General features: G+C 68.3%; 21 protein-coding genes. All 21 read right to left on the bottom strand.

All coding sequences use genetic code 11. From position 1 onward, the window contains the following. Positions 1-5: 5 nt before the first annotated feature. The gene (gene mnhG, locus NF681_14575; GenBank protein ID UST53527.1) at positions 6-428 is read right to left on the bottom strand and encodes a monovalent cation/H(+) antiporter subunit G; all 423 of its coding nucleotides are present in this window, start codon (positions 426-428) and stop codon (positions 6-8) included. Beyond that, positions 428-706: a K+/H+ antiporter subunit F gene (locus NF681_14570; protein ID UST53526.1), complete on the bottom strand. Its 279-nt coding sequence runs from the start codon at positions 704-706 to the stop codon at positions 428-430. Before NF681_14570 ends, mnhG begins: the two co-directional genes overlap by 1 nt. Beyond that, entirely contained in the window at positions 703-1194 is a 492-nt protein-coding gene (locus tag NF681_14565; protein ID UST55788.1) for a Na+/H+ antiporter subunit E, read from the bottom strand. Before NF681_14565 ends, NF681_14570 begins: the two co-directional genes overlap by 4 nt. After that, positions 1194-2906, bottom strand: coding sequence for a monovalent cation/H+ antiporter subunit D (locus NF681_14560; protein UST53525.1), 1713 nt, complete (start codon positions 2904-2906; stop codon positions 1194-1196). Before NF681_14560 ends, NF681_14565 begins: the two co-directional genes overlap by 1 nt. Beyond that, the gene (locus NF681_14555) at positions 2903-3247 is read right to left on the bottom strand and encodes a Na+/H+ antiporter subunit C (protein UST53524.1); all 345 of its coding nucleotides are present in this window, start codon (positions 3245-3247) and stop codon (positions 2903-2905) included. The genes NF681_14560 and NF681_14555 overlap by 4 nt, the downstream gene beginning before the upstream one ends. After that, positions 3247-6282: a monovalent cation/H+ antiporter subunit A gene (locus NF681_14550; GenBank protein UST53523.1), complete on the bottom strand. Its 3036-nt coding sequence runs from the start codon at positions 6280-6282 to the stop codon at positions 3247-3249. Before NF681_14550 ends, NF681_14555 begins: the two co-directional genes overlap by 1 nt. Before the next feature lie 73 nt (positions 6283-6355). Beyond that, positions 6356-6733 carry a fluoride efflux transporter CrcB gene (gene crcB, locus NF681_14545; GenBank protein ID UST55787.1) on the bottom strand — a complete coding sequence of 126 codons (378 nt, stop codon included), beginning with the start codon at positions 6731-6733 and terminating at the stop codon, positions 6356-6358. A 27-nt stretch (positions 6734-6760) separates the two neighbouring features. Continuing rightward, positions 6761-8074, bottom strand: a complete 1314-nt coding sequence (locus NF681_14540; GenBank protein ID UST53522.1) for a TRAP transporter large permease subunit — start codon at positions 8072-8074, stop codon at positions 6761-6763. Between the two features lie 9 nt (positions 8075-8083). Next, on the bottom strand, positions 8084-8617 hold the full coding sequence (locus NF681_14535; protein ID UST53521.1) for a TRAP transporter small permease: 534 nt from the start codon (positions 8615-8617) through the stop codon (positions 8084-8086). A 3-nt stretch (positions 8618-8620) separates the two neighbouring features. Further along, complete coding sequence (locus NF681_14530; GenBank protein UST55786.1) at positions 8621-9580, bottom strand: TRAP transporter substrate-binding protein; 960 nt, start codon at positions 9578-9580, stop codon at positions 8621-8623. 247 nt (positions 9581-9827) lie between these two features. Continuing rightward, positions 9828-10160 carry a helix-hairpin-helix domain-containing protein gene (locus NF681_14525; GenBank protein ID UST53520.1) on the bottom strand — a complete coding sequence of 111 codons (333 nt, stop codon included), beginning with the start codon at positions 10158-10160 and terminating at the stop codon, positions 9828-9830. A gap of 163 nt (positions 10161-10323) precedes the next feature. Continuing rightward, entirely contained in the window at positions 10324-11562 is a 1239-nt protein-coding gene (locus tag NF681_14520; protein UST53519.1) for a lipopolysaccharide assembly protein LapB, read from the bottom strand. Further along, positions 11552-11887 (bottom strand): LapA family protein, encoded by a 336-nt coding sequence (locus NF681_14515; GenBank protein ID UST53518.1) that lies wholly within the window; start codon positions 11885-11887, stop codon positions 11552-11554. Before NF681_14515 ends, NF681_14520 begins: the two co-directional genes overlap by 11 nt. Before the next feature lie 27 nt (positions 11888-11914). Beyond that, positions 11915-12244, bottom strand: coding sequence for an integration host factor subunit beta (locus NF681_14510; GenBank protein ID UST53517.1), 330 nt, complete (start codon positions 12242-12244; stop codon positions 11915-11917). An 84-nt stretch (positions 12245-12328) separates the two neighbouring features. After that, complete coding sequence (gene rpsA / locus NF681_14505) at positions 12329-14014, bottom strand: 30S ribosomal protein S1 (protein UST53516.1); 1686 nt, start codon at positions 14012-14014, stop codon at positions 12329-12331. A gap of 213 nt (positions 14015-14227) precedes the next feature. After that, complete coding sequence (locus NF681_14500; GenBank protein ID UST53515.1) at positions 14228-16249, bottom strand: bifunctional 3-phosphoshikimate 1-carboxyvinyltransferase/cytidylate kinase; 2022 nt, start codon at positions 16247-16249, stop codon at positions 14228-14230. Positions 16250-16257: 8 nt separating this feature from the next. Beyond that, on the bottom strand, positions 16258-17178 hold the full coding sequence (locus tag NF681_14495; protein UST53514.1) for a prephenate dehydrogenase/arogenate dehydrogenase family protein: 921 nt from the start codon (positions 17176-17178) through the stop codon (positions 16258-16260). Continuing rightward, on the bottom strand, positions 17175-18308 hold the full coding sequence (gene pheA / locus NF681_14490) for a prephenate dehydratase (protein UST53513.1): 1134 nt from the start codon (positions 18306-18308) through the stop codon (positions 17175-17177). The genes NF681_14495 and pheA overlap by 4 nt, the downstream gene beginning before the upstream one ends. Positions 18309-18354: 46 nt before the next feature. After that, positions 18355-19461, bottom strand: coding sequence for a 3-phosphoserine/phosphohydroxythreonine transaminase (gene serC / locus NF681_14485; protein ID UST55785.1), 1107 nt, complete (start codon positions 19459-19461; stop codon positions 18355-18357). 26 nt (positions 19462-19487) lie between these two features. Then, positions 19488-20078, bottom strand: coding sequence for a DUF2059 domain-containing protein (locus NF681_14480; GenBank protein ID UST53512.1), 591 nt, complete (start codon positions 20076-20078; stop codon positions 19488-19490). Continuing rightward, positions 20075-22738: a DNA gyrase subunit A gene (gyrA, locus tag NF681_14475; GenBank protein UST53511.1), complete on the bottom strand. Its 2664-nt coding sequence runs from the start codon at positions 22736-22738 to the stop codon at positions 20075-20077. Before gyrA ends, NF681_14480 begins: the two co-directional genes overlap by 4 nt. Positions 22739-22827: the final 89 nt, after the last annotated feature.

Raw genomic sequence — 22827 nt, 5'->3', positions numbered from 1 at the left:
CGCGGTCAGTCCGGCGTCGGGACCGACGTGCCCGCGGGCTTCCTGGGCTGGCCGTCGGCGTCCAGGCCGAGTTCGTCGCCCGGGTGCGCCTGCGGGACGTCGCCGCCCTTCTGGCGTTCGCGGAAGAGGGCCGCGCGCATCAGGAAGATGGTGGTGACCGGCGCGGTGAGCGCGATGAACAGCGTGATGAGCACCGCGTGCAGGAACAGGTTGGCGCCCTGCATCGAGAAGTACACGATGGTGGCGATGGTCACGCACCACACGCCGGCCGTCGCGCCCAGGGTGGGCGTGTGGATGCGGCGGAAGAAGCTCGGCATGCGCACCAGCCCGAACGAGCCGATGGCGGCGAAGGCCGCGCCCGCCACGGCGAAGACCGCCGTCACGATCTCGGCCCACAGCGGCAGCGGCGTGGCGACGAACTCGGGCATCACTCGATCACCTCGCCGCGCAGCAGGAACTTGGCGAGCGCGGTGGAACTGACGAAGCCGAACAGCGCCACCAGCATCGCCGCCTCGAAGTAGACGTTGCTCGCGTAGACGATGCCCAGCACCAGCATCATCAGCATGCCGTTGATGTAGAGGCAGTCCAGCGCCATCACGCGATCCTGCGCGCTCGGACCGGCCAGCAGCCGGTAGAGCGCGCACAGCATGGCGATGGCCAGCAGGAAGAGGGCGGCCTTCAGGCCCCACAGCAGCACGGGCGTCATGACTCGAAGATCTCCATCAGCGGCTTCTCGTAGCGGTCCTTGATCATGCGGATCATCCCCTGCTCGTCCTTCAGGTCGAAGACGTGCAGCAGCAGGGTCGAGCGGTCGAGGCTGAGTTCGCCCCAGGCGGTGCCCGGGGTCAGGCACAGGATCATCGCCAGGACCGCGAGCGCGTTGGCGTCGCGCACGTCCAGGGGAATCAGCAGGAAGTGCGAGGGGATGTCGTCGGTGCGGCGCGTGAGCAGCTCGCGCGCGACCATCAGGGCCGAACGCACCATGTCGCGCAGCACGACGACGACGAGCCGCGCGGCCACCAGCGGGCGGCGCATGCGCACGGCCGCCGGGCGCAGCCCGCGCGTGAGCAGCGGCACCACCAGCGCCAGGAGCAGCGCCATCAGCAGGGTCGCCGTGTCGAGGGACTGGTTGAGCAGCAGCCAGACGACGAACAGCGCGATCGACAGCGGCGGGGACGGAATCCAGCGGCGGATCATGGCGCGGCACCCCCTGCGGCGGTGCCCGGGGTCGGGCTCGGGATCTGGCGGGCGCCGAAGACGGCCTCGCGATAGGCATCGGGGTGCAGCAGGCCCTCGGCGGTCGCCTGGGCGTGCTGCATCACCGGCTCGGCCTGGATCGTCAGGGCCACGCACGCGGCCAGCAGCACCGCCACGGGCAGCACCTCCAGCGCGCGCAGGGACGGCTGGGCGATGTGGTCCTGGGTCCAGAAATGGCGGATGCCGGTGCGGCTGAACGCCACCAGCGTCAGGAAGCCCGAGGCCAGCAGCATCGCCAGGAAGGTCCAGCCCGCGGGACTCACGCGCGGCGCGTCGAGCAGGCTGGCGAGCATCGCGAACTTGCCGACGAAGCCGGAAAACGGCGGCAGTCCCGCCAGCAGCAACGCGCAGCCCACGAAGCCCAGCCCCAGGAACGCCACCCCGGCGGGGATGGCGCGGCCGTAGAGCGCCTGCTGCTCGTCGTCGAGGTTGACGTGCGCGTGCACGGTCAGGTCCTCCGCCAGGAACGGGGCGCTGCCCGCGCGCTCGTGCGGCGCGATGCTGGCGCCCGCGTTGCGCCAGCGCTCGATCATGTCGATGAGCAGGAAGAACGCGCTCGCCGCCAGCGTGGAGTTCAGCAGGTAGTAGAGCGCTCCGGCCCAGACACCCGGCTGTCCCAGCCCGACGGCCGCCAGCAGCGTGCCGGCGGAGACCAGCACGCAGAAGCTCGCGAGGTTGGACAGCCGCTGCGTGCCGACCACGCCCAGCGCGGCGGCGAACAGCGTGGCGATCCCCAGCCCCACCAGCGCGCCCTGGCCGAACTGCGCCGACACGCCGGCGTCGGGCGCGAACATCAGGGTCCACAGCCGCAGCACGGTATAGACGCCCAGCTTGGTCAGCAGGGCGAAGACGGCGCTGACCGGCGCCACCGCGGCGCTGTAGGCGGGCACCAGCCAGAAGTTCAGTGGCCAGGCGCCCGCCTTGGCGAAGAACGCGGTCGCGAGGATGGCGGCGGCGGCGTGCACCAGCCCGCGGTCGCCGGCGTCGAGCCCGGCGATGCGCACGCCCAGATCGGCCATGTTGAGCGTGCCCGTCACGCCGTACAGCAGCGCCGCGCCGACCAGGAACAGCGAGGAGGCCGCCAGGTTGATGGCGATGTAGTGCAGCCCGGCGCGCACCCGCAGCCGGCCCGAGCCGTGCAGCAGCAGGCCGTAGGAGGCGGCCAGCATGACCTCGAAGAACACGAACAGGTTGAACAGGTCGCCCGTGAGGAAGGCGCCGTTGAGGCCCATCAGCTGCAGCTGCAGCAGCGGATGGAAATGCACGCCGGCGCGGTCCCAGCGGGAGGTGGAATAGATCGACACCGCGAAGGCGACCACGCCGGTGAGCGCCACCATCAGCGTGGAGAGCCGGTCGGCCACCAGCACGATGCCGAAGGGAGCGCGCCAGTTGCCCGCCAGGTAGACGCCGATGGAGCCGGGTCCGCCACCGGTGTCCGGTGCGTTGACCCAGCGCAGCAGCGCCAGCGCGGCGATCAGGCCGACCAGCCCGGAGATCACCGTCAGCGCCGACTTCAGGCGCCGGCGCTGCTCGCCCAGCAGCAGCATCAGCGCGGCGGTGAACATCGGCACGAGGATGGGCACCGCCACCAGGTGCGGCATCGTGAACTCGAGCAGGCGGTCGAGCAGTCGCGCGATGTCGTCGATCATTCCGCGCGCTCCCGGCCGTCGACGTGGTCGGTGCCCGAGAGGCCGCGCTGCGCGATCATCACCACCAGGAACAGCGCCGTCATCGCGAAGCCGATCACGATGGCGGTGAGCACCAGCGCCTGGGGCAGCGGGTCGGCGGTGTTCGAGAGGGTGGAGGCATAGCCGGGAATGAGCACCGGCTCGCTGTCGACCTTCAGGCGGCCCATGCTGAAGATGAAGAGGTTGACCGCGTACGACAGCAGCGTGAGGCCCATGATGACCTGGAAGGTGCGTGGCCGCAGCAGCAGGTAGACCCCCGAGCCGGTGAGCACGCCGATGGCGATGGCGAGGACGATTTCCATCAGTGGTCTCCGGACGCCGGGGGCGCGAGGCCGGCGGGGTGGGGCACGGCTTCCTCGATCACGAGGCGGGGGTCGGCGGCCTCGGAACGCGCGACCTTGTCGGCGTCGACCCGGGCGTGCGCCTGGGCGTCGGATTCGCGCTCGGCCTGTTCGTCGGCCCAGCGGTGGCTGCGCACCGACTGGTGCGCCAGCGCGGTCAGGATCAGCATGGTCGCGCCCAGCACCAGCGAGAACACGCCCATGTCGAAGAACAGCGCGCTGGGCACGTGAAGCTCGCCGAGCACCGGCAGGTGCAGGTGGGCGGTGTGGGTGGTCAGGAACGGATAGCCCAGCACCACCGAACCGCCGCCGGTGGCCAGCGCCAGCAGGAGACCGACGGCGATCCAGCGTCGCGGATAGATGCGCAGGTGCTCCTCGACCCATTCGGTGCCCGAGACGATGAACTGCAGCACCAGCGCCACCGACATCACCAGCCCGGCGACGAAGCCGCCGCCCGGCGCGTTGTGCCCGCGCATGAAGAAGTAGACCGACACCAGCACGGCCAGGGGCAGCAGCAGCCGCACCAGCACCGCCGGCACCATCAGGTAGCCCACGGCGGTGTCCTTGGCGCGGCGCGGGTTGAGCAGGTCGCTGCTGCCGTCGTCGGCCTGCGCGCGCTGCTGGGCCGGCAGCGCCATCGACTCGATGGCCGGACGGAAGCGCCGCAGCAGCGCGTACACGGTGAGGGCGACCACGCCCAGCACGGTGATCTCGCCGAAGGTGTCGAAGCCGCGGAAATCCACCAGCATGACGTTGACGACGTTGGTGCCGCCGCCCTCGGTCAGCGCGCGCTCCAGGAAGAAGGGGGAGATGCTGCCCGGCGAGGCGCGCGTCATCACGGTCCAGGCGATCGCCGCCATGCCGCCGCCGGCCAGGGTCGCCACCAGCAGGTCCCGGCCGCGCCGGCCCCACGGCCGCAGGCGCTCGCGGGCCGGCTGGACCGCCTGCTGGCGCATCGGCAGCCAGCGCAGGCCGAGCAGGATCAGCACGGTCGTGACCGCCTCGACCACCAGTTGCGTCAGGGCGAGGTCGGGCGCGGAGAACCAGATGTAGGTGATGCAGCACACCAGGCCCGAGGCCGCCGCCAGCATCAGCGAGGCGAGCCGGTGGAACTTGGCCTGCCAGGCGGCGGCCAGCGCGCAGACGGCGCCGATCGTCCAGGTCATCGCGAACATCGGCGAGAAGGCGAGCGGCTCGCGCGTGCCGCGCAAGGCCGGCGCCACCCACAGCGAGGCGGCGGCGCCGGCCAGCGCCACCAGCACCAGCAGCAGCAGCTGCGACTGCAACCGGTGCGTGCCCAGCAGGCGCCGGCTGCGGCGGCCAGCCTCGCTCAGGCGCGCGAGGAGGTTCTCGAAGATGCGCTGGCCGTCGAAGCGGCCCAGCCCCGGCGTGTGCGACAGCCGGCCCCGCGCGCGGCCGCGCCGCTGCAGCAGGTACAGGCCGCCCCCGGCCGCCAGCGCGATGAAGCTCATCAGCAGCGGCAGGTTGAACCCATGCCAGACCGCGAGGCTGTAGTCGGGCAGCACGCCGCCCACGACCGGCATGGCCGCGGTGGCCAGCAGCGGCCCGACCGACCAGGCCGGCGCCACGCCCACCACCAGGCACACCAGCACCAGCAGCTCGACCGGCACGCGCATCCAGTGCGGTGGCTCGTGCGGGGTCTTGGGCACCTCCGGTCCGCAGGGCGGGCCGAAGAAGACATCGAAGACGAAGCGCGCCGAATAGGCGACGCTGAAGATGCCCGCGACGGTGGCGATCACCGGCAGGACGAACTCGATCCACGGCGTCGACTCGATGAACACGGTCTCCGCGAAGAACATCTCCTTGGACAGGAAGCCGTTGAGCAGCGGCACGCCGGCCATCGAGGCGCTGGCGATGATGGCCAGCGTGCCGGTGATGGGCATCAGCCGGATCAGGCCGCTGAGCTTGCGGATGTCGCGCGTGCCGCTTTCGTGGTCGATGATGCCGGCGGCCATGAAGAGCGAGGCCTTGAAGGTCGCGTGGTTCATGATGTGGAAGACCGCCGCCACCGCCGCCAGCGGGCTGTTCAGGCCCAGCAGCAGCGTGATGAGGCCCAGGTGCGAGATGGTCGAGTAGGCGAGCAGCGCCTTCAGGTCGCGCTGGAACATCGCGATGTACGCCCCGAGCGTGAGCGTGATGGCCCCGGCGCCGCCGACCAGCCAGAACCATTCCTCCGTGCCCGAGAGCGCCGGCCAGAGCCGCGCCATCAGGAACACGCCCAGCTTCACCATGGTGGCCGAATGCAGGTAGGCCGACACCGGCGTGGGCGCCGCCATGGCGCGCGGCAGCCAGAAATGGAACGGGAACTGCGCGCTCTTGGTGAAGGCGCCCAGCAGCACCAGCACCAGCGCCGCCGGATAGAGCGCGTGGGCGCGGATCGCGTCGCCCGAGGCCAGGACGACGTCGAGGTCGTGGCTGCCGACGATGCGCCCGAGGATCAGCACGCCGGCGAGCAGGCACAACCCGCCCGCGCCCGTCACCGTCAGTGCCATGCGCGCGCCGCGCCGGGCATCGCGCCGGTGGTGCCAGTAGCCGATCAGCAGGAAGGAGAACAGGCTGGTCAGTTCCCAGAACAGCACCATCTGGACGAGGTTGCCCGAGAGCACCACGCCCATCATCGCCCCCATGAAGGCGAGGAAGAAGGAGAAGAAGCGCGGCACCGGATCGGAGGCCGACATGTAGTAGCGCGAATACAGCACCACCAGCGCCCCGATGCCCAGCACCAGCATGCAGAACAGCCAGGCGAAGCCGTCCATCCGGAACGTGAGGTCCAGGCCGAGCGAAGGCAGCCACTCGATGCGCTGGCGGATGACGTTGCCACCGGCCAGGCGCGGGAACATCCAGGCGACCTGCACCGCGCACCCCAGGGCCACCAGGCCTGCGAGCGTCGATTCCCGGTTGCGGGCGTTGGACGGCAGGAAGGCCGCGAGCGCGCTGGCGATGAAGGGGAGGGCGACGAGGAAGACCAGGGGCATCGGGACGGATTTTATCGACGGGGTGGGTCGGCCCGTGTCCGGCACCCGGCCTCGAGGGGGGACTTCGACCGGGTCAGGGCATGAAGGCCTGCACGGTACGCAGCCCGAGCCAGGTGAGGCACAACGAGCCCCCCAGATGCAACGCGATGGTGAGCAGGGCGAGGCCGGAGCGGCCGTCGGCCAGCATGCCGACCGTCTCGGCCGAAAAGCTTGAGAACGTCGTCAGTGTGCCCAGGAACCCCGTGATCACCATCAGCCGCCATGCCGGATGGATGTCGGGCAGGCCGCTGAAGACGCCGATCGCGATGCCGATCAGGTAGCCGCCGACCAGATTGACCGCGAGCGTGCCCCAGGGGATCGCGCCGCCGGGGTTGAGCCACGTCGACACGCCCCAGCGCAGCAGCGCGCCCACGCAGGCGGCGGCGCAGATGGCCAGCGCGTTGATCAGCACGACCGGCGGGTCCACGCGACCATCGAGCTACTTCTCCACGCCCATCATCCAGTTCGGCACGCTGGTGACGATGCTCGGGAACAGGGTGATCAGGGCGATGCACACCACGAGGCACAGGAAGAACGGGATCGCCGCCTTGGCGATGAGGTTGCTGTCCTTGCCCGTCATGTTCTGCAGCACGAACAGGTTGAAGCCCACCGGCGGCGTGACCTCGGCGATCTCCACCAGCAGCACGATGAAGATGCCGAACCACACCAGGTCGAAGCCCGCCTTCTGGATCATCGGCAGCACCACGGCACTGGTCAGCACGATCATCGAGATGCCGTCGAGCGCCGTGCCCAGCACCAGGTACACCACCACCAGCGCGCCGATGAGCGCGTAGGGCGACAGGTGCATGGCGTCGACCCATTCGGCCAGTTCGCGGGGAATGCCGGTGAAGGCCATCGTCTTGGTCAGGAAGGCCGCCCCCGCCAGGATGAACATGATCATGCAGCTGGTGCGCGTGGCACCCATCAGACCGTCCCTGAAGTTGCGCCAGTTCAGGCTGCGGCCCTTGGCGGCGATGGCCAGCGAACCCAGCACGCCGAAGGCGGCGCACTCGGTGGCCGTGGCCCAGCCGGCCACCAGCACCCAGACGATGAAGACGATCAGCAAGGCGCACGGGATGAGGTTGCCCGACAGGCGGATCTTCTCGCGCAGGCTGGTGGGCGGATCGGCCGGCGGCACCTTGTCCGGGTTGCGCAGGCTCCACCAGCCGATGTAGCCGGAGAACAGCCCCATCAGCAGCAGCCCCGGCAGGAAGCCGGCGAGGAAGATGCGGATGATCGAGGCGTCGGCCGCCACGGCGTAGACCACCATCGTGATCGACGGCGGGATCAGGATGCCCAGCGTGCCGGCGGTGGCGAGCGAGCCGATGGCCATCTGCTCGTCGTAGCCGCGGCGCTTGAGTTCGGGCAGGGCCACCTTGGCGATCGTCGCGCAGGTCGCCGCCGACGAGCCCGAGACCGAGCCGAACACGCCGCAGCCCAGGATGGTGGTGTGCATCAGCCGGCCCGGCACGCGGTTGAGCCACGGCCGCAGGCCCTCGAACATCTCCTCGCTGAGCTTGGTCCGGAACAGGATCTCGCCCATCCAGATGAACAGCGGCAGCGCCGCCAGCTCCCAGCTCGCGTTGCTCTCCCAGAAGGCCGAGAACAGGTTCTTGCCTGGCAGCGTGTTCGTGAAGAAGGCCTGTCCGACCCAGCCGACGATGGCCAGCGTCATGGCGATCCACACGCCGCCGGCCAGCATCACCAGCATGATGACGAGCAGCAGCGCGCCCATCCACAGAGTTTCTGTCATCGGAATTTTTCAGACGTCGGAGGAGAAATCGCCCGCCGCGTGCCGCTCTTCCAGGGCACGCTGGTAGCTCGGCTTCTCGCCGCGCACCACGCCGACGAGTTCGTCGACCATGGCCACGAGGAGCAGCCAGCAGCCGATCACGAAGGTCGATTGCGGGATCCAGATCGGGATGACCACGAGGCCGGTCGCCATCTCGGCGAACTCGTAGCTCTCCCAGGTGAAGCTGGTGGCCCAGTAGGTGAGGTAGGCGACCGCCACCGAGGCGATCAGCAGGCAGGTCACGTCGAGCACGCGCCGCACCGGGGCCGGCACCTTGTCGAGCACCAGCGTCACGCGCACGAAGTCGCCGTGGCGGAACGCGTGCGCCATGGCGAAGAACGCCGCGGCCGCGCACAGCCAGGCGACCACGTCGTTGAGTCCGCTCACGTGCCAGTTCATCTGCCGGCCGACGCCCGCGACGATCATCAGCACGAAGATCAGGAACACGCAGAAGGCACCCAGCGCGCCCGCACCGTCGTACAGACGATCGAGGAAGCGGCGCATCGCTCAGTTCTTCTTGTAGGCGTCGATGATCGCGGCGCCGTCCGCGCCGGCGGCCTTGAGCCAGTCGGCCTGCATGATGCCGCCGACCTGGCGCATGTCGGCGTCGAGCTTGGCCGACGGCTTGTGGATCTTCATGCCGCGCTCGGCCAGCAGGCGCTTGTATTCGGCGTTCTTCTCCTCGGCGATCTTCCAGCCGCGGGCCTCGGCATCGGTCGCGGCCTTGACGACGGCAGCCTTGGTCGGCGCGTCCAGGGCGTCGAAGGCCTTGGCGTTGACCAGAATCGCGTTCTTGGGTATCCAGGCCTGCGTGTCGTAGAAGTTCTTGATGTGCTCGTAGGTCTTGGTGTCGTAGCCGGTCGAGCCCGAGCTCATGTAGCTCTCGATCACGCCGGTGGCCATGGCGGCGCTGAGCTCGGCCTGCTGGATCTGCACCGGCTGGGCGCCGATGAGCTCGGCGATCTTGGCGGTGGCCGGGCTGTAGGCGCGCCACTTGATGCCGCGCAGGTCGGCCACCGAGGCGATCTCCTTCTTCGAGTAGATGCCCTGCGGCGCCCAAGGCACCGCGAACAGGACCTTGATGTTCTGCGCACCCAGCAGTTTCTCCATGGCCGGCTTGGAGGCGGCGTAGAGCTTCTTCGCATCGGGGTAGGTGGTGGCCAGGAAGGGCACGCCGTCGAGCGCGTAGATCGGGTTCTCGTTGGCGTAGTTGGCCAGCAGGATCTCGCCGGCCTGGGCCTGGCCGCTCTGCACCGCGCGCTTGATCTCCGGTGCCTTGAACAGCGACGCGTTGGCGTGCACGGTGATGCGCAGCTTGCCGCCGGTGGCCGCCTCGACGTCCTTGGCGAACTGGGTGATGTTCTCGGTGTGGTAGTTGGTCGCCGGGTAGGCCGTGGGCAGGTCCCATTTGACCTGCTGGGCGAACGCGGCACCGCTGCAAAGGGCCAGCGAGGCGACCGCCGCCATCGAGGCGCTCAGGAAGGACTGCCGCGCGGCGGATGCCTTCGCGACGCGAACGGGAGAGTGATGCATGAGAGGAGTTCCGGAGGGAAGGACGAGGAAAAAAACGCAGTGCAGCCTACGTGCAAATATCGCGCCACCATCGAGGTCTTTCCCTACGGTGCGGTGCCCGCGGCGGGCGTGAAAAAGCCGCCCGGAGGCGGCTGGGGCGGCTGGTGGAGCACCGGCGGCAGCGGCGGGCCCGTGATGCGCCTTACTTGGCCTTGGTCGAAGCGTGGGTCTTGGTATCGCCCCGGGCGGCCTTGTCCGCGACGGCGGTGTCATCGAAGCTTTTCCCGTTGACCGTCAGGCCCTGGCCCGACAGCTTGGTCGCGGTCCTGGCCTTGACGCCCTTGACGCGGCCCATCAGGTCGCCCCAGTCCTTGAACTCGCCTTGCGCGCGTGCGTCGATGATGCGCTTGGACAGACTCGGGCCGACGCCCTTGAGGCCATCCAGGTCGGCCGCGCTGCCCTTGTTGACATCGACGGCGGCGAACGACGACGCGGCCAGCAGCATGGCGGCGACGGTGAGGATTTTCTTGAACATGTGAATGACTCTCCCTGGGTTGCGATGGATGTAAGCGTGACGCTTCGATCGCGACGGTCACTTCCGTGCCGACGCGAGCCCAACTCTAGCGACGCCTTGACGGCGGTTTCTTACAAAATCGAACGTCCGGACGGCCGCGATGCGGCGCGCCGTCGGCGGGAGATCACAGTTCCTCGACGCGCCGGGGCGGATAGCTGTCCCAGGCCTGGCAACCCGGGCAGTGCCAGAAATACTGGTGTGCCTCGAAGCCGCAGGCCGCGCACCGGTAGCGCATCAGCGGGCGCGTCGCCTGCTCGAGCGCGCGCTGCACCTGGGGATGGAACTGTTCGTTGGCGAAGGTCTCGCCGGCCAGCCAGCGCGAGGCTGCCACCAGCGACGGTTGCCGGGTCAAATGGGCGATGTAGCCGTCGCGGGGCGTGGTGCCCACCTGCTGCGGTGCCGCGTCGACGCCCGTTTCCGGCGCCGGTGTCGACGCCGCCTCGAACACCGGGGTCCCGCCGTCGGCCCGCACGGGCAGTCCACCCAGGGCGATGATGGCTTCGAGCAGGTCGATCGAGGGCTGCTCCGCGTAGCGGCGCTCCAGGAGCGCCAGCGCCTCGCCCGTGCGCCCCGCGGCGACGGCCGCCTGCTGCAGCGTGCCCGCGCACAGGGGCAACGCGAGCGGCGCGCGTTCGCTCAGTGCCATCAGGGTGTCGAAGGCGGCATCGGGTTGGCCCATGCGCCACTGCAGGGCGGCGGTGTCGATGGCCGGACGTGGCGCGGTGGGGGCGAGCGCGACGGCCTGCCGCAGCAGCTCGGCAGCCGCGGCGGTGTCGTCGCCCTTGGCCAGACGTTCGGCCGCCTGCTCGCACAGGTAGTGCGAGCGGCGCGTCGAATGGCTCGCCTGGCCGGCCGCATCGAGCTTCTCGGCCACCGCCGCGGCCTGCGTCCATTCGCGCGAACGTTCGTAGATGGCCAGCAGCGACAGCCGCGCCTCGTTCTCGTAGCGCGTGCCCTCGAGCTTCTGCAGCGCCGCCTCGGCGCGGTCGAGCAGGCCGGCGCGCAGGAAATCCTGCGCCAGCGCATGCTGCGCCCGCTCGCGGTCGGCACGCGACAGGTCGCCGCGTCCAAGCAGGTGTTCGTGCACGCGCACGGCGCGCTGGTACTCGCCCCGGCGCCGGAAGAGGTTGCCCAGGGCAAAGTGCAGCTCCTGCGTGTCGGGATCATTCTGGACGGCCTCGATGAAGGCGTCGATGGCCTGGTCCTGCTGCTCGTTGAGCAGGAAATTCAGACCTCGGAAGTAGGCCTTGGGAGCCTGCCGGTTCTCCAGCTTCAATTGGCGCAGGTCGAAGCGCGAGGCGAGCCACCCGAGCACGAAGGCGATCGGAAAGCCCAGCAGCAGCCAGCTGAAATCAAAGTCCATGTTGTCGGGCGGCGGGAACGTCGGTCAGGGGGCAAGAGGCGGCTTCCAGGGGAGCCGGCACGGTGGTGGCGACGATCGCCGTCGGCGTTTCGAGGGCCGGATGGTTCGCCGCCGCGGCGCTGCGGTGCTTCCACCAGCCCGGCAGCATGCCCAGCGCGCCGACGACCACGCCGCCGGCGAAGGCCGCCAGCACCACCAGCACGAGCGGTGCTCGCCAGTTCGTGCCGAAGAAGAAGTGGACGGTCGCATCGTGCTGGTTGTTCAGCGCGAAGGCGAAGAGGGTGAAAAAAAGGGCTGCCTTGAGCAGCCACAGGAGGTATTTCATGCGCGTCCCCGAAAACCCGGGCGCATTCTACTTTTGCAGCCCGTTGGCCCGGACGCCATCGGCGTCGAGCTCGGCGGTCCGCGCATCGACCGCTTCGCGCAGCGCCTTGCCTGGCTTGAAATGCGGCACGCGCTTCTCGGGAATCTGAACGCTCTCGCCGGAGCGCGGGTTGCGTCCGATGCGTGGCGGCCGCCGGTTGACCGAGAAGCTGCCGAAACCGCGGATCTCGATGCGGTGACCGCGCACCATGGCGTCGCTCATGGCGTCGAGGATGGTCTTGACGGCGAATTCCGCATCGCGATGCGTGAGCTGCGCGAAACGGGCGGCGAGTTCTTCCACGAGGTCGGAGCGGGTCATGGCGTCTCGTTGTGATGAGGCATTCGGAGGACGAAAAAAAAGACAGGGTGGCCTTGCGGCCACGCCTGTCTCCTGCCGGACGGCTTACTTGTCGCTGTTGTCCAGCTTGGCGCGCAGCAGGGCGCCCAGGCTGGTCGTGCCGGCGTTCTCGCGGGCCGACTGCTGGCTCAGGTTGGCCATGGCGCCTTGCTCGTCGACCATGTCCTTCTGCTTGATCGACAGCTGGATGTTGCGGGTCTTGCGATCCACGTTCACCACCACGGCCGTGACTTCATCGCCTTCCTTGAGCACGTTGCGGGCGTCTTCCACGCGGTCGCGGGAGATCTCGCTGGCGCGCAGGTAGCCGATGATGTCCTCGCCCAGATCGATCTCCGCACCGCGTGCATCGACGGTCTTGACCTTGCCGGTGACGACCTGGCCCTTGTCGTTCACGGTCGTGAACGTGGTGAAAGGGTCGCTGTCGAGCTGCTTGATGCCCAGGCTGATGCGTTCGCGATCGACGTCCACCGCCAGCACCAGCGCCTCGACTTCCTGGCCCTTCTTGTAATTGCGAACCGCGGCTTCGCCGGTTTCGTTCCACGAGAGGTCCGACAGGTGAACCAGGCCGTCGATGCCGGCGGCCAAGCCGACGAACACGCCGAAGTCGGTGATCGACTTGATCGGACCCTTGACGCGGTCGCCGCGCTTCGTGTTTTGCGCGAATTCCTGCCACGGGTTGGCCTTGCACTGCTTCATGCCCAGGCTGATGCGGCGCTTGTCCTCGTCGATTTCCAGGACCATGACTTCGACCTCGTCGCCCAGGGAGACGATCTTGTTCGGAGCGATGTTCTTGTTGGTCCAGTCCATCTCGGAGACGTGCACAAGGCCTTCGATGCCGGGTTCGAGTTCGACGAACGCGCCGTAGTCGGCGATGTTCGTGACCTTGCCGAACAGGCGGGTCGACTGCGGATAGCGGCGCGAGACGCCCATCCACGGATCGTCGCCCATCTGCTTGAGACCCAGCGAGACACGGTTCTTCTCGGTGTCGAACTTGAGGATCTTGGCGGTGATTTCCTGGCCGGCCTGAACGACTTCGCTCGGGTGGCGGACACGGCGCCAGGCCATGTCGGTGATGTGCAGCAGGCCGTCGATGCCGCCGAGGTCGACGAACGCGCCGTACTCGGTGATGTTCTTGACCACGCCACGGACGACGGCGCCTTCCTTCAGCGTCTCCATCAGCTTGGCGCGTTCCTCGCCCATGCTGGCCTCGACCACTGCACGGCGCGACAGCACGACGTTGTTGCGCTTGCGGTCGAGCTTGATGACCTTGAATTCCAGGGTCTTGTTCTCGTACGGGGTCAGGTCCTTGATCGGACGCGTGTCGATCAGCGAACCCGGCAGGAAGGCGCGGATGCCGTTGACGAGCACCGTGAGGCCGCCCTTGACCTTGCCGCTGGTGGTGCCGGTGACGAAGTCGCCGGATTCGAGGGCCTTCTCCAGGCTCATCCAGGACGCGAGGCGCTTGGCCGTGTCGCGCGAGAGGATGGTGTCGCCGTAGCCGTTCTCGACGGAGCCGATGGCCACGGAGACGAAGTCGCCGGCCTGGACTTCGAGTTCACCCTTGTCGTTCTTGAACTCCTCGATCGGCACGTACGCTTCGGACTTCAGGCCGGCGTTGACGACGACGTGGTTGTGTTCGACGCGAACGACTTCGGCGGTGATGACCTCGCCGCTGCGCATCTCGGAGCGCTTGAGGGATTCTTCGAACAGGTCGGCAAAAGATTCAGACATTGATGGTTCCTTCCGTCAGGCCAGGGTTGGCGGCCGCGTCGTGCGAAATTGCATGCGGCTGCGCGGGGATCTGGAGACGGCGGTTGGTGGGCTTGTCGCCCGGGTCGTGGGATTGATAAAACCGGTGCGCCGATGCGCTGTCGCGCGGAAGGCGGCCCACCGGACCGTGAGCGGAAGCGACCGGCTTCGAACCGGCTGCTCCGTGTACATCCTTCAGGATGGAATTCCGAAAGGCTGTTGCTGCTGCCACCAGTCCAGCACGCGCTCGATCGAGTCTTCGACCGAAAGCGCGGAGTTGTCCAGGAGGCGTGCGTCGTGTGCCGGCTTCAGCGGTGCGACGCTGCGGGAGGAGTCCCGGAGGTCGCGCGCTTCCAGGTCGGCGCGGAGACTGTCGATTGTAGTCGAAATGTCCTTTGAAATCAATTGCTTATGGCGCCTCTCGGCACGCTGCGCGGCATTGGCCGTCAGGTAGATCTTGAGCGACGCGTCCGGAAAGATCACGGTGCCCATGTCGCGTCCGTCGGCGACCAGTCCGGGCAGCTGGCGGAAGCGTTGCTGCAGGGCCAGGAGCGCCTCGCGCACGGCCGGCAGGGCGGAGACGCGCGAGGCGTCCATGCCGGCGGCTTCGGTGCGGATGAGCTCGCCGATGTCCTCGTCGCCCAGCAGGATCGTGCCGGCGTGGAATCGCAGCGGGAGCGCCCTCGCGAGTGCGGCGATGCGGGACTCGTCGCGTGGCACGGCCTCGAGGCCGGCGCGGCGCATGGCCAGGCCGGCGACCCGGTAGAGCGAGCCCGAATCGAGGTAGTGGTAGCCCAGGTGGCGCGCGACCTCGACGGCCAGGGTGCCCTTGCCCGACGCCGACGGTCCGTCGATGCAGATCACCGGGACGTTCGCGGGCTCGACAACGCCGAACAGCGCCTCGAAGTAGTCGGGGAAGGTCTTGGCCACGCAGTGCGGATCGAGGATGCGCACCGGTCGCGACGCCGGATTGAAGGCCGCGAGCGAGAAGCACATCGCGATCCGGTGGTCGTCGTAGGTCTCGATGGCAGCGGCGCGCCAGGCATCGGCCGGCAGCGGATGCACGCGCAGGAAGTCCGGGCCGTCCTCCACCGTGGCGCCGAGCTTGCGCAGCTCGGCGGCCATGGCGTCGATGCGGTCGGTCTCCTTGACGCGCCAGCTCGCGATGTTGCGCAGCATGCTCGGCGCGTCCGCATGGAGCGCCATCACGGCCAGGGTCATCGCGGCGTCGGGGATGTGGTTGGCGTCGATGTCGATGGCCTTGAGCGGCCAGGCGCCACGCGCCACGCGCAGCCAGTTGGGGCCGCTGTCGATGCGTGCGCCCATCGCCCGGGCGGCGTCGATGAAGCGGATGTCCCCCTGGATGGACTCGGCGCCCACGCCCTCGATGCGAAGGCCCGCGTCACGGGTGGCGGCCAAGGCGCCCAGGGCGATGAAGTAGCTCGCCGACGACGCGTCGGCCTCGACGTGGACGGCGCCCGGCGAGCGGTAGCGGCTCGACGCCGGAATCGTGAAGCGTTCCCACCCGTCGCGGCGCACCGCGATGCCGAAGCGCGCGAGCAGGTTGAGCGTGATCTCGATGTAGGGCTTGGAGATCAGCTCGCCGATCACCTCGATCACGATGTCGCGTGGCGTCGCCGTGCCTTGACCCGAGGCCAGCGGCAGTGCGAGCAGCAGCGCCGTCAGGAACTGGCTGGAGACATCTCCGCGCACGCGGATCGGTGCATCCAGCGCCAGCGTGTCGATCGCGACCGGGTGAATGCGCAACGGTGGATAGCCCGGGTTGCCCAGGTAGTCGATGCGGCAGCCGATCTGGGTGAGGGCGTCGACGAGGTCGCCGATCGGACGCTCGTGCATGCGCGGCACGCCGCTGAGGTCGAAGTCGCCACCCAGCAGGGCGAGGGCGGCGGTCAACGGCCGCATCGCGGTGCCGGCGTTGCCCAGGAACAGCGCCGCGCGGGGCGTGCGCAGCACGCCGCCGAGGCCTTCGATGCGCAGCACCGGACCGTCCTGCGCGATGCCGCAGCCGAGCGTGCGCAGCGCATCGAGCATGACGCGGGTGTCGTCGGAATCGAGCAGGTCGTGCACGGTCGTGACGCCCTCGGCCAGCGCGGCCAGCAGCAGGACGCGGTTGGAGATGCTCTTGGAGCCAGGCAGTCGCACGGTGCCGGCCGCCGAGACCAGCGCGGGGATGTCGAGAAAGGGCGTGGCGTACATGGCGTTGGTCAGTCGGTCGAGGGAGTGTTGGCGCCCAGCCGCCAGGGCGCGCGGATGTCCCGGGCGGCGGCGATGGCGGATTCGAGCGCGGGGCCGTCGCCGGACGCGATCAGCATTTCCAGGTCGAGCAGCGCCGCCCGGAATGCCTGGGCGTGCGCGAGCACCTGCATGCGATTGGCCAGCAGGATGTCGCGCCAGATGGCGGGGTTGCTCGCGGCGATCCGCGAGAAGTCCCGGAACCCGGGACCGGCGACGGCCAGGGCTTCCGCCCCGCCGGGCTGCGCGGCCAGACCGTTGACGAAGGCGAAGGCGAGCAGATGGGGCAGGTGACTGACGGCGGCAAAGGCGCTGTCGTGCGCGCAGGGTGTCATGGTGACGACGCGCGAGCCGATGGCGCGCCAGACGTCCGTCGCCCGCCGCACGCTGGCCGGTGCGGTGACGTCGAGCGGCGTCAGCACCACCTGACGGCCGTCGAACAGCGAGGCCTCGGCATGTTCGACGCCCGCGACTTCCTTGCCCGCGATCGGATGCGCGGGCACGAAGTCGGCGAGGCGATGCGGGGGCAGGACGCGCCGCGCCGCGGCGACCACGTCGCCCTTGGTCGATCCGACGTCCATCACGAGCGCCCCGGCCGCGAGATGTTTCTCGATCGCCAGCAACGTCGATTCGGTCGCGGCCACAGGCACCGCCACCAGCACGATGTCGCAGCCAGCGACCGCGTCCGCCGCCGACGCCGCGGCTTCGTCGATGACGCCGAGCGTGCGGGCGCGTTCGGTGACGACGGAAGACGCGCTGCAGCCGACGATGTGGCGCGCCAGCTTCGCCCGGCGCAGGGCCAGGGCGAACGAGCCACCGATCAGGCCGCAGCCGATGAGTCCCAGGCGTTCAAACCCGACGGTGTCTTCTTCGGAGCGGAGCACCGCGCTCATGTCACCGGATATGCGCCCAGCACCTTGTAGAACGCGCAGGCCGCGCGCAGCTCGGTCAGGGCCGCGGCCACGTTGGGCTGCGACGGGTGGCCGTCGAGGTCGATGTAGAAGTAGTACTCCCACTGGCCGGTGCGTGCCGGACGCGACTCGAAGCGGGTCATCGACACGTTGTGCGCCTTCAGCGGCATCAGCAGGTCGTGCACCGCGCCGGGCCGGTTGGGGACCGACACGACCAGGCTGGTGCAGTCGCGGCTGGACGCGGGCGGCATCGCCAGCGTCTGCGGCAGGCAGATGATGGCGAAGCGGGTGCGGTTGTAGGAGTCGTCCTGGATGGCGTGGGCCACGATGTGTAGGCCGAAACGGGTGGCGGCCCGATCGCTGGCCAGCGCGGCCCAGGCCGGGTTGCCGGCGGCGAGCCGTGCGCCCTCGGCGTTGCTGGCGACGGCGCGGCGTTCGGCGTCGGGCAGGTGCTTGGACAGCCACGTCTGGCACTGGGCCAGGGCCTGGGGATGGGCGAGCACCGCCTCGATGCCCTGGAGCGAGTTGGTCGTGCGCAGGAGGTGATGCCGCACCAGCAGACTGACCTCGCCGACCACGTGGGTGGGCGAGTGCAGGAACAGGTCGAGCGAACGCGTGACGACGCCTTCGGTCGAGTTCTCGACGCCGACGACGCCGTATTGGGCGCTGCCCGCGGCGGTGGCATGGAACACCTCGTCGAAGCTCGCGCAGTAGACGAGGTCGGCGGCACCACCGAAGTACTCGACGGCCGCCTGTTCGCAGAACGTGCCTTCCGGCCCGAGCACGGCCACGCGCTGGGGCGATTCGAGCGCCAGACAGGCCGACATGATCTCGCGCCAGATCGCCGCGACATGGTTGCTCTTGAGCGGCCCGCCGTTGGTGCGCTGCATCTTGTCGATGACCTGCGCCACCCGATCGGGCCGGAAATAAGGCGTGCCTTCCCGTTTCTTGATCTCGCCCACTTCCTCCGCGACGTGCGCGCGCTGGTTGAGCAGCTCGATCAGACGCTGATCGAGCGAATCGATGCGGACGCGCAGATCGGCCAGGCTGGCGGAGTGGTCGGGGGAGCCGGATGCAGGAGGCAAGGGGGAGGGCGGGGCTGAGGCGGTCATCGTTCGGACGGCCTGTGGCGCCGCGCAAGCGAAGCGGCGCCTTCGGTCAGGCCTGCAAGGTCTCGAATTCTCGCATGTAGTCCACGAGCGCCTGCACGCCAGCGATAGGCATCGCGTTGTAGATGCTCGCGCGCATGCCGCCGACCGACTTGTGGCCCTTGAGCTGCAGCAGGCCGGCTGCCTTGGCGCCGGCCAGGAAGGCCTCGTTGCGGCTTTCGTCCTTCAGAAAGAACGGCACGTTCATCCGCGAGCGGCAGGCGGGGTCGACCCGGTTCTCGTAGAAACCCGACCCGTCGATGAAGCCATAGAGCAGTTTCGCCTTGGCGAGATTGCGCCTTTCCATGGCCTCGATGCCGCTGGTTTCGCCTTCGGTCTGTTTCAGCAGCCAGTCGAAGGTCAGCCCGGCGACATAGATGCCCCAGGTGGGCGGCGTGTTGTACATCGAGCCGTTGTCGGCCACGGTCTTGTAGTTGAACGCGCTCGGACAGATCTCGAGCGCGTGGCCGAGCAGGTCGTCGCGCACGATCACCAGCGTCAGGCCCGCCGGACCCAGGTTCTTCTGGGCGCCGCCGAAGGCCAGCGCAACACGGCGCCAGTCGACCGGGCGCGAGGCGACGTGCGAGGAGAAGTCGATGACCAGCGGCGCGTCGCTGCCGAGCGCCGTGAGGTCGGGCAGTTCCTGCACCTCGACACCATGGATGGTCTCGTTGGTGCACACGTGGACGTACGCGGCGTCGGCGGAGAGCTGCCACGTCGCGGGATCGGGCAGTCGCGTATGGCGACCGGCCGCGTTGCTGGCCGCCACGCGGGCCTGGCAATAGCGCTGTGCCTCCTTGTGCGACTTGGCGCTCCAGCTGCCGGTGACCACGAAATCTGCGGCGGTACCGCGCGACAGGTTCATGGGCACGATGGCGTTCTCGCCCAGGCCGCCGCCCTGCATGAACAGGATGTGGAAATGGTCCGGGACCGCCAGCAACCGCCTCAGGTCGGCCTCGGCCTGGGCCGCGATGGCACCAAATTCCTTGCCGCGGTGGCTCATCTCCATCACGCCCAGGCCGCTGCCGTGCCAGTCGAGCATCTCGGCCGCGGCCGTCTTCAGCACGTCCTCGGGCATGGCGGCCGGGCCGGCGGAGAAGTTGTAGGGGCGCGCGATGCCCGGCGTCGTGCCCATGTCGATGCTCACTTCTTGGCGGGAGCCGTGGCCTTGGCCGGAGCCTTGGCGGCCGGCGCGGCGGCCTGGCCGTCGGTCGGTGCGCCCAGTGCCTTGGCGACGCTGACGTTGAGGGCCTGCAGCTTGGGGTCGATGGTCGGGCGCACGTCGGCGACCAGCTTCTGCGTCAGCGCCGCGCCGAGTTGCGGGTTGATGTCGGAGAACTTCTTGCTCAGGGGCGAGCTCAGCCACGCGACGAGCTGGCGCAGTTCCTCTTCGCTGAAATTCTGTTCCAGCAAGGGGCCGACGGTGCTGGGGGCGAGTTGCACCGCCTTGTCGCGCACGATCGGAAACGCATCCTGCACATACTTCTGGATCTCCGTTTCCGCCGCCTTGCCCAGCGCCTCGCGCTTCTCGGGTTCCACGCGCGTCTGCAGGTACTCGCCACCAGCCTGGACGATGGGTTGCACGGAATCGTTCACGAGGATGCGCGCCATGCCTTCGACGGAAGGGCGCTGGACGTCGAGCAGCTGTTTGACGAGCGCCGACTTGTCTTGCGCCATCACGACCGAACTGGCTGCCAGTGCGACCGTCAGGACCGCAAGCTTGATGTTTTTCACTGAGGATTCTCCGTTGAAGATGAGGAAGTGCCGTCGAGGCCGATGTCGTCTTCGCCGTCCTCGGACGTGTCGACATTGGCGTCGTTCTCGACGATGCGCTGAAGGCCGCTGAGCTTGGCGCCCTCGTCGAGGCCGATGAGCGTGACGCCCTGGGTGGCCCGGCCGAGTTCGCGGATCTCCGCGACCCGGGTGCGCACCAGGACGCCCTTGTCCGTGATGAGCATGATCTCGTCGTCGGCGTGCACCAGCGTGGCCGCAACCACCTTGCCGTTGCGCTCGCTCTGTTGAATGGCGATCATGCCTTTGGTTCCCCGGCCATGGCGGGTGTATTCGGTGATGCCGGTGCGCTTGCCATAGCCGTTCTGGGTGGCGGTGAGCACGCTCTGCTGCTCGTCCTCGGCCACCAGCATGGCGATCACGCCCTGGCCGTCCTCCAGCGTCATGCCCCGCACGCCCCGGGCGTTGCGGCCCATGGGACGCACGTCGTTCTCGTCGAAACGCACCGCCTTGCCGCCATCGGAGAACAGCATCACGTCGTGCTTGCCGTCGGTCAGCGCGGCGCCCACGAGGTAGTCGCCGGGGTCGAGGTCCACGGCGATGATGCCGGCCTTGCGCGGGTTGCTGAATTCATTGAGCGCGGTCTTCTTCACCGTGCCCATCGAGGTCGCCATGAAGACGTACTGGTCGGCCGGGAAGGTGCGCTTCTCACCGGTCAAGGCCAGCACGACGTTGATCTTCTCACCCTCCTGGAGCGGGAACATGTTGACGATGGGCCGCCCGCGCGAACCGCGTGAACCGGCCGGCACCTCCCAGACCTTGAGCCAGTAGAGCCGGCCTCGGTTGGAGAAGCACAGGATGTAGTGGTGCGTGTTGGCGATGAAGAGCTGGTCGACCCAGTCGTCCTCTTTCGTCGCCGTGGCCTGCTTGCCGCGACCACCGCGCTTCTGCGCCCGGTATTCCCCCAGGGGCTGACTCTTTATATAGCCGGTGTGGGACAGCGTCACGACCATGTCGGTCGGCGTGATGAGGTCCTCCGTGGACAGGTCATAGGCGCTGTGTTCGACCTGGCTGCGGCGCGCGCCGAGCTTGGTCTGGCCGAACTCCTGGCGGATCGTGCCCAGCTCGTCGCCGATGATCACCGACACGCGCTCCGGTCGCGCCAGGATGTCGAGCAGGTCGTCGATCTCGGCCATCACCTCGCGGTACTCGGCAACGATCTTGTCCTGTTCGAGCCCCGTCAGGCGCTGCAGGCGCATCTGCAGGATTTCCTGCGCCTGCGTCTCCGACAGGCGATAGAGGCCGTCCGATCCCATCCCGAAGACCGCTTCCAGGCCGTCGGGTCGGTAGTCGTCGGCGTTGATCACGCCGCCGTCGGCGCGTGCCCGGGTAAGCATCTCGCGCACCAGGGGACTGTCCCACGATCGGCTCATGAGCTCGGCCTTCGCCACGGGCGGGGTAGGCGCGTTGCGGATGATGGCGATGAAGTCGTCGATGTTGGCCAACGCGACCGCCAGGCCTTCGAGGACGTGGCCGCGTTCGCGCGCCTTGCGCAACGTGAAGACGGTACGGCGCGTGACCACTTCGCGGCGATGCTGCAGGAAGACCTCGATCAGATCCTTGAGGTTGCACAGGCGCGGCTGGCCATCGATCAGCGCCACCATGTTCATGCCGAACGTGTCCTGGAGCTGTGTCTGCTTGTAGAGGTTGTTGAGCACCACCTCGGGCACTTCGCCGCGCTTGAGTTCGATCACCAGACGCATGCCGGACTTGTCCGACTCGTCCTGGATGTGGCTGATGCCCTCGATCTTCTTCTCGTGCACCAACTCCGCCATGCGTTCCTGCAACGTCTTCTTGTTGACCTGGTAGGGCAGCTCGTCGACGATGATCGCCTGGCGCTGCCCGCGATCGATGTCCTCGAAGTGGCAGCGCGCCCGCATCACGACCTTGCCGCGTCCCGTGCGGTAGCCGTCCTTGATGCCATTGATGCCGTAGATGATCCCGGCCGTCGGAAAGTCCGGCGCCGGCACGAATTCCATGAGGTCGTCGACGCTCGCATCGGGATGGCGCAGCAGGTGCATGCACGCATCCACCACCTCATTGAGATTGTGGGGCGGAATGTTGGTGGCCATGCCCACCGCAATTCCGCCGGCGCCATTGACCAGCAGGTTGGGGAGCCGACTGGGCAATACGACCGGCTCTTTTTCCGAACCGTCGTAATTGTCTTGGAAATCGACGGTCTCCTTGTCGATGTCGCCGAGCATTTCATGCGCGATCTTGGAAAGGCGAATTTCCGTATAGCGCATCGCTGCGGCCATGTCGCCATCGACCGAACCGAAATTGCCCTGACCATCCACCAGCATGTGGCGCATCGAGAAGTTTTGCGCAAGACGCACGATCGTGTCGTAGACCGACTGGTCGCCATGCGGGTGGTATTTGCCGATCACGTCGCCCACGATGCGGGCCGACTTCTTGTAGGGGCGGTTCCAGTCGTTGTTGAGCTCGTGCATGGCGTACAGCACGCGCCGATGCACCGGCTTGAGTCCGTCCCGGGCATCCGGGAGGGCTCGACCGACGATCACGCTCATGGCGTAATCGAGGTAGCTGCGGCGCATCTCCTCCTCTAGGCTGATGGGGAGAGTTTCTTTGGCGAACGAGGTCATGGGCAGGGCGGGCAGTCGGCAGGAAGGCCGAATTTTACGCTTTGACGGGTGTCGTTAAGCCGCAACACAAGCGCCGTATTCCGCTGCAG

This window comes from Comamonadaceae bacterium OTU4NAUVB1, assembly GCA_024372625.1.
Classification (GTDB): Bacteria; Pseudomonadota; Gammaproteobacteria; order Burkholderiales; family Burkholderiaceae_C; genus Variovorax.
Note: the sequence above shows the minus strand (reverse complement) of the source record. Positions and strands in the feature narration are given on the sequence as shown.

Bases quoted from the DNA above. Each gene is read 5' to 3' on its own strand.
- mnhG (UST53527.1), bottom strand. From the start codon at position 428: ATGCCCGAGTTCGTCGCCACGCCGCTGCCGCTGTGGGCCGAGATCGTG.
- NF681_14570 (UST53526.1), bottom strand. From the start codon at position 706: ATGACGCCCGTGCTGCTGTGGGGCCTGAAGGCCGCCCTCTTCCTGCTG.
- NF681_14560 (UST53525.1), bottom strand. From the start codon at position 2,906: ATGATCGACGACATCGCGCGACTGCTCGACCGCCTGCTCGAGTTCACG.
- NF681_14555 (UST53524.1), bottom strand. From the start codon at position 3,247: ATGGAAATCGTCCTCGCCATCGCCATCGGCGTGCTCACCGGCTCGGGG.
- NF681_14550 (UST53523.1), bottom strand. From the start codon at position 6,282: ATGCCCCTGGTCTTCCTCGTCGCCCTCCCCTTCATCGCCAGCGCGCTC.
- NF681_14540 (UST53522.1), bottom strand. From the start codon at position 8,074: ATGACAGAAACTCTGTGGATGGGCGCGCTGCTGCTCGTCATCATGCTG.
- NF681_14535 (UST53521.1), bottom strand. From the start codon at position 8,617: ATGCGCCGCTTCCTCGATCGTCTGTACGACGGTGCGGGCGCGCTGGGT.
- NF681_14530 (UST55786.1), bottom strand. From the start codon at position 9,580: ATGGCGGCGGTCGCCTCGCTGGCCCTTTGCAGCGGTGCCGCGTTCGCC.
- NF681_14525 (UST53520.1), bottom strand. From the start codon at position 10,160: ATGTTCAAGAAAATCCTCACCGTCGCCGCCATGCTGCTGGCCGCGTCG.
- NF681_14520 (UST53519.1), bottom strand. From the start codon at position 11,562: ATGGACTTTGATTTCAGCTGGCTGCTGCTGGGCTTTCCGATCGCCTTC.
- NF681_14515 (UST53518.1), bottom strand. From the start codon at position 11,887: ATGAAATACCTCCTGTGGCTGCTCAAGGCAGCCCTTTTTTTCACCCTC.
- NF681_14510 (UST53517.1), bottom strand. From the start codon at position 12,244: ATGACCCGCTCCGACCTCGTGGAAGAACTCGCCGCCCGTTTCGCGCAG.
- rpsA (UST53516.1), bottom strand. From the start codon at position 14,014: ATGTCTGAATCTTTTGCCGACCTGTTCGAAGAATCCCTCAAGCGCTCC.
- NF681_14500 (UST53515.1), bottom strand. From the start codon at position 16,249: ATGTACGCCACGCCCTTTCTCGACATCCCCGCGCTGGTCTCGGCGGCC.
- NF681_14495 (UST53514.1), bottom strand. From the start codon at position 17,178: ATGAGCGCGGTGCTCCGCTCCGAAGAAGACACCGTCGGGTTTGAACGC.
- pheA (UST53513.1), bottom strand. From the start codon at position 18,308: ATGACCGCCTCAGCCCCGCCCTCCCCCTTGCCTCCTGCATCCGGCTCC.
- gyrA (UST53511.1), bottom strand. From the start codon at position 22,738: ATGACCTCGTTCGCCAAAGAAACTCTCCCCATCAGCCTAGAGGAGGAG.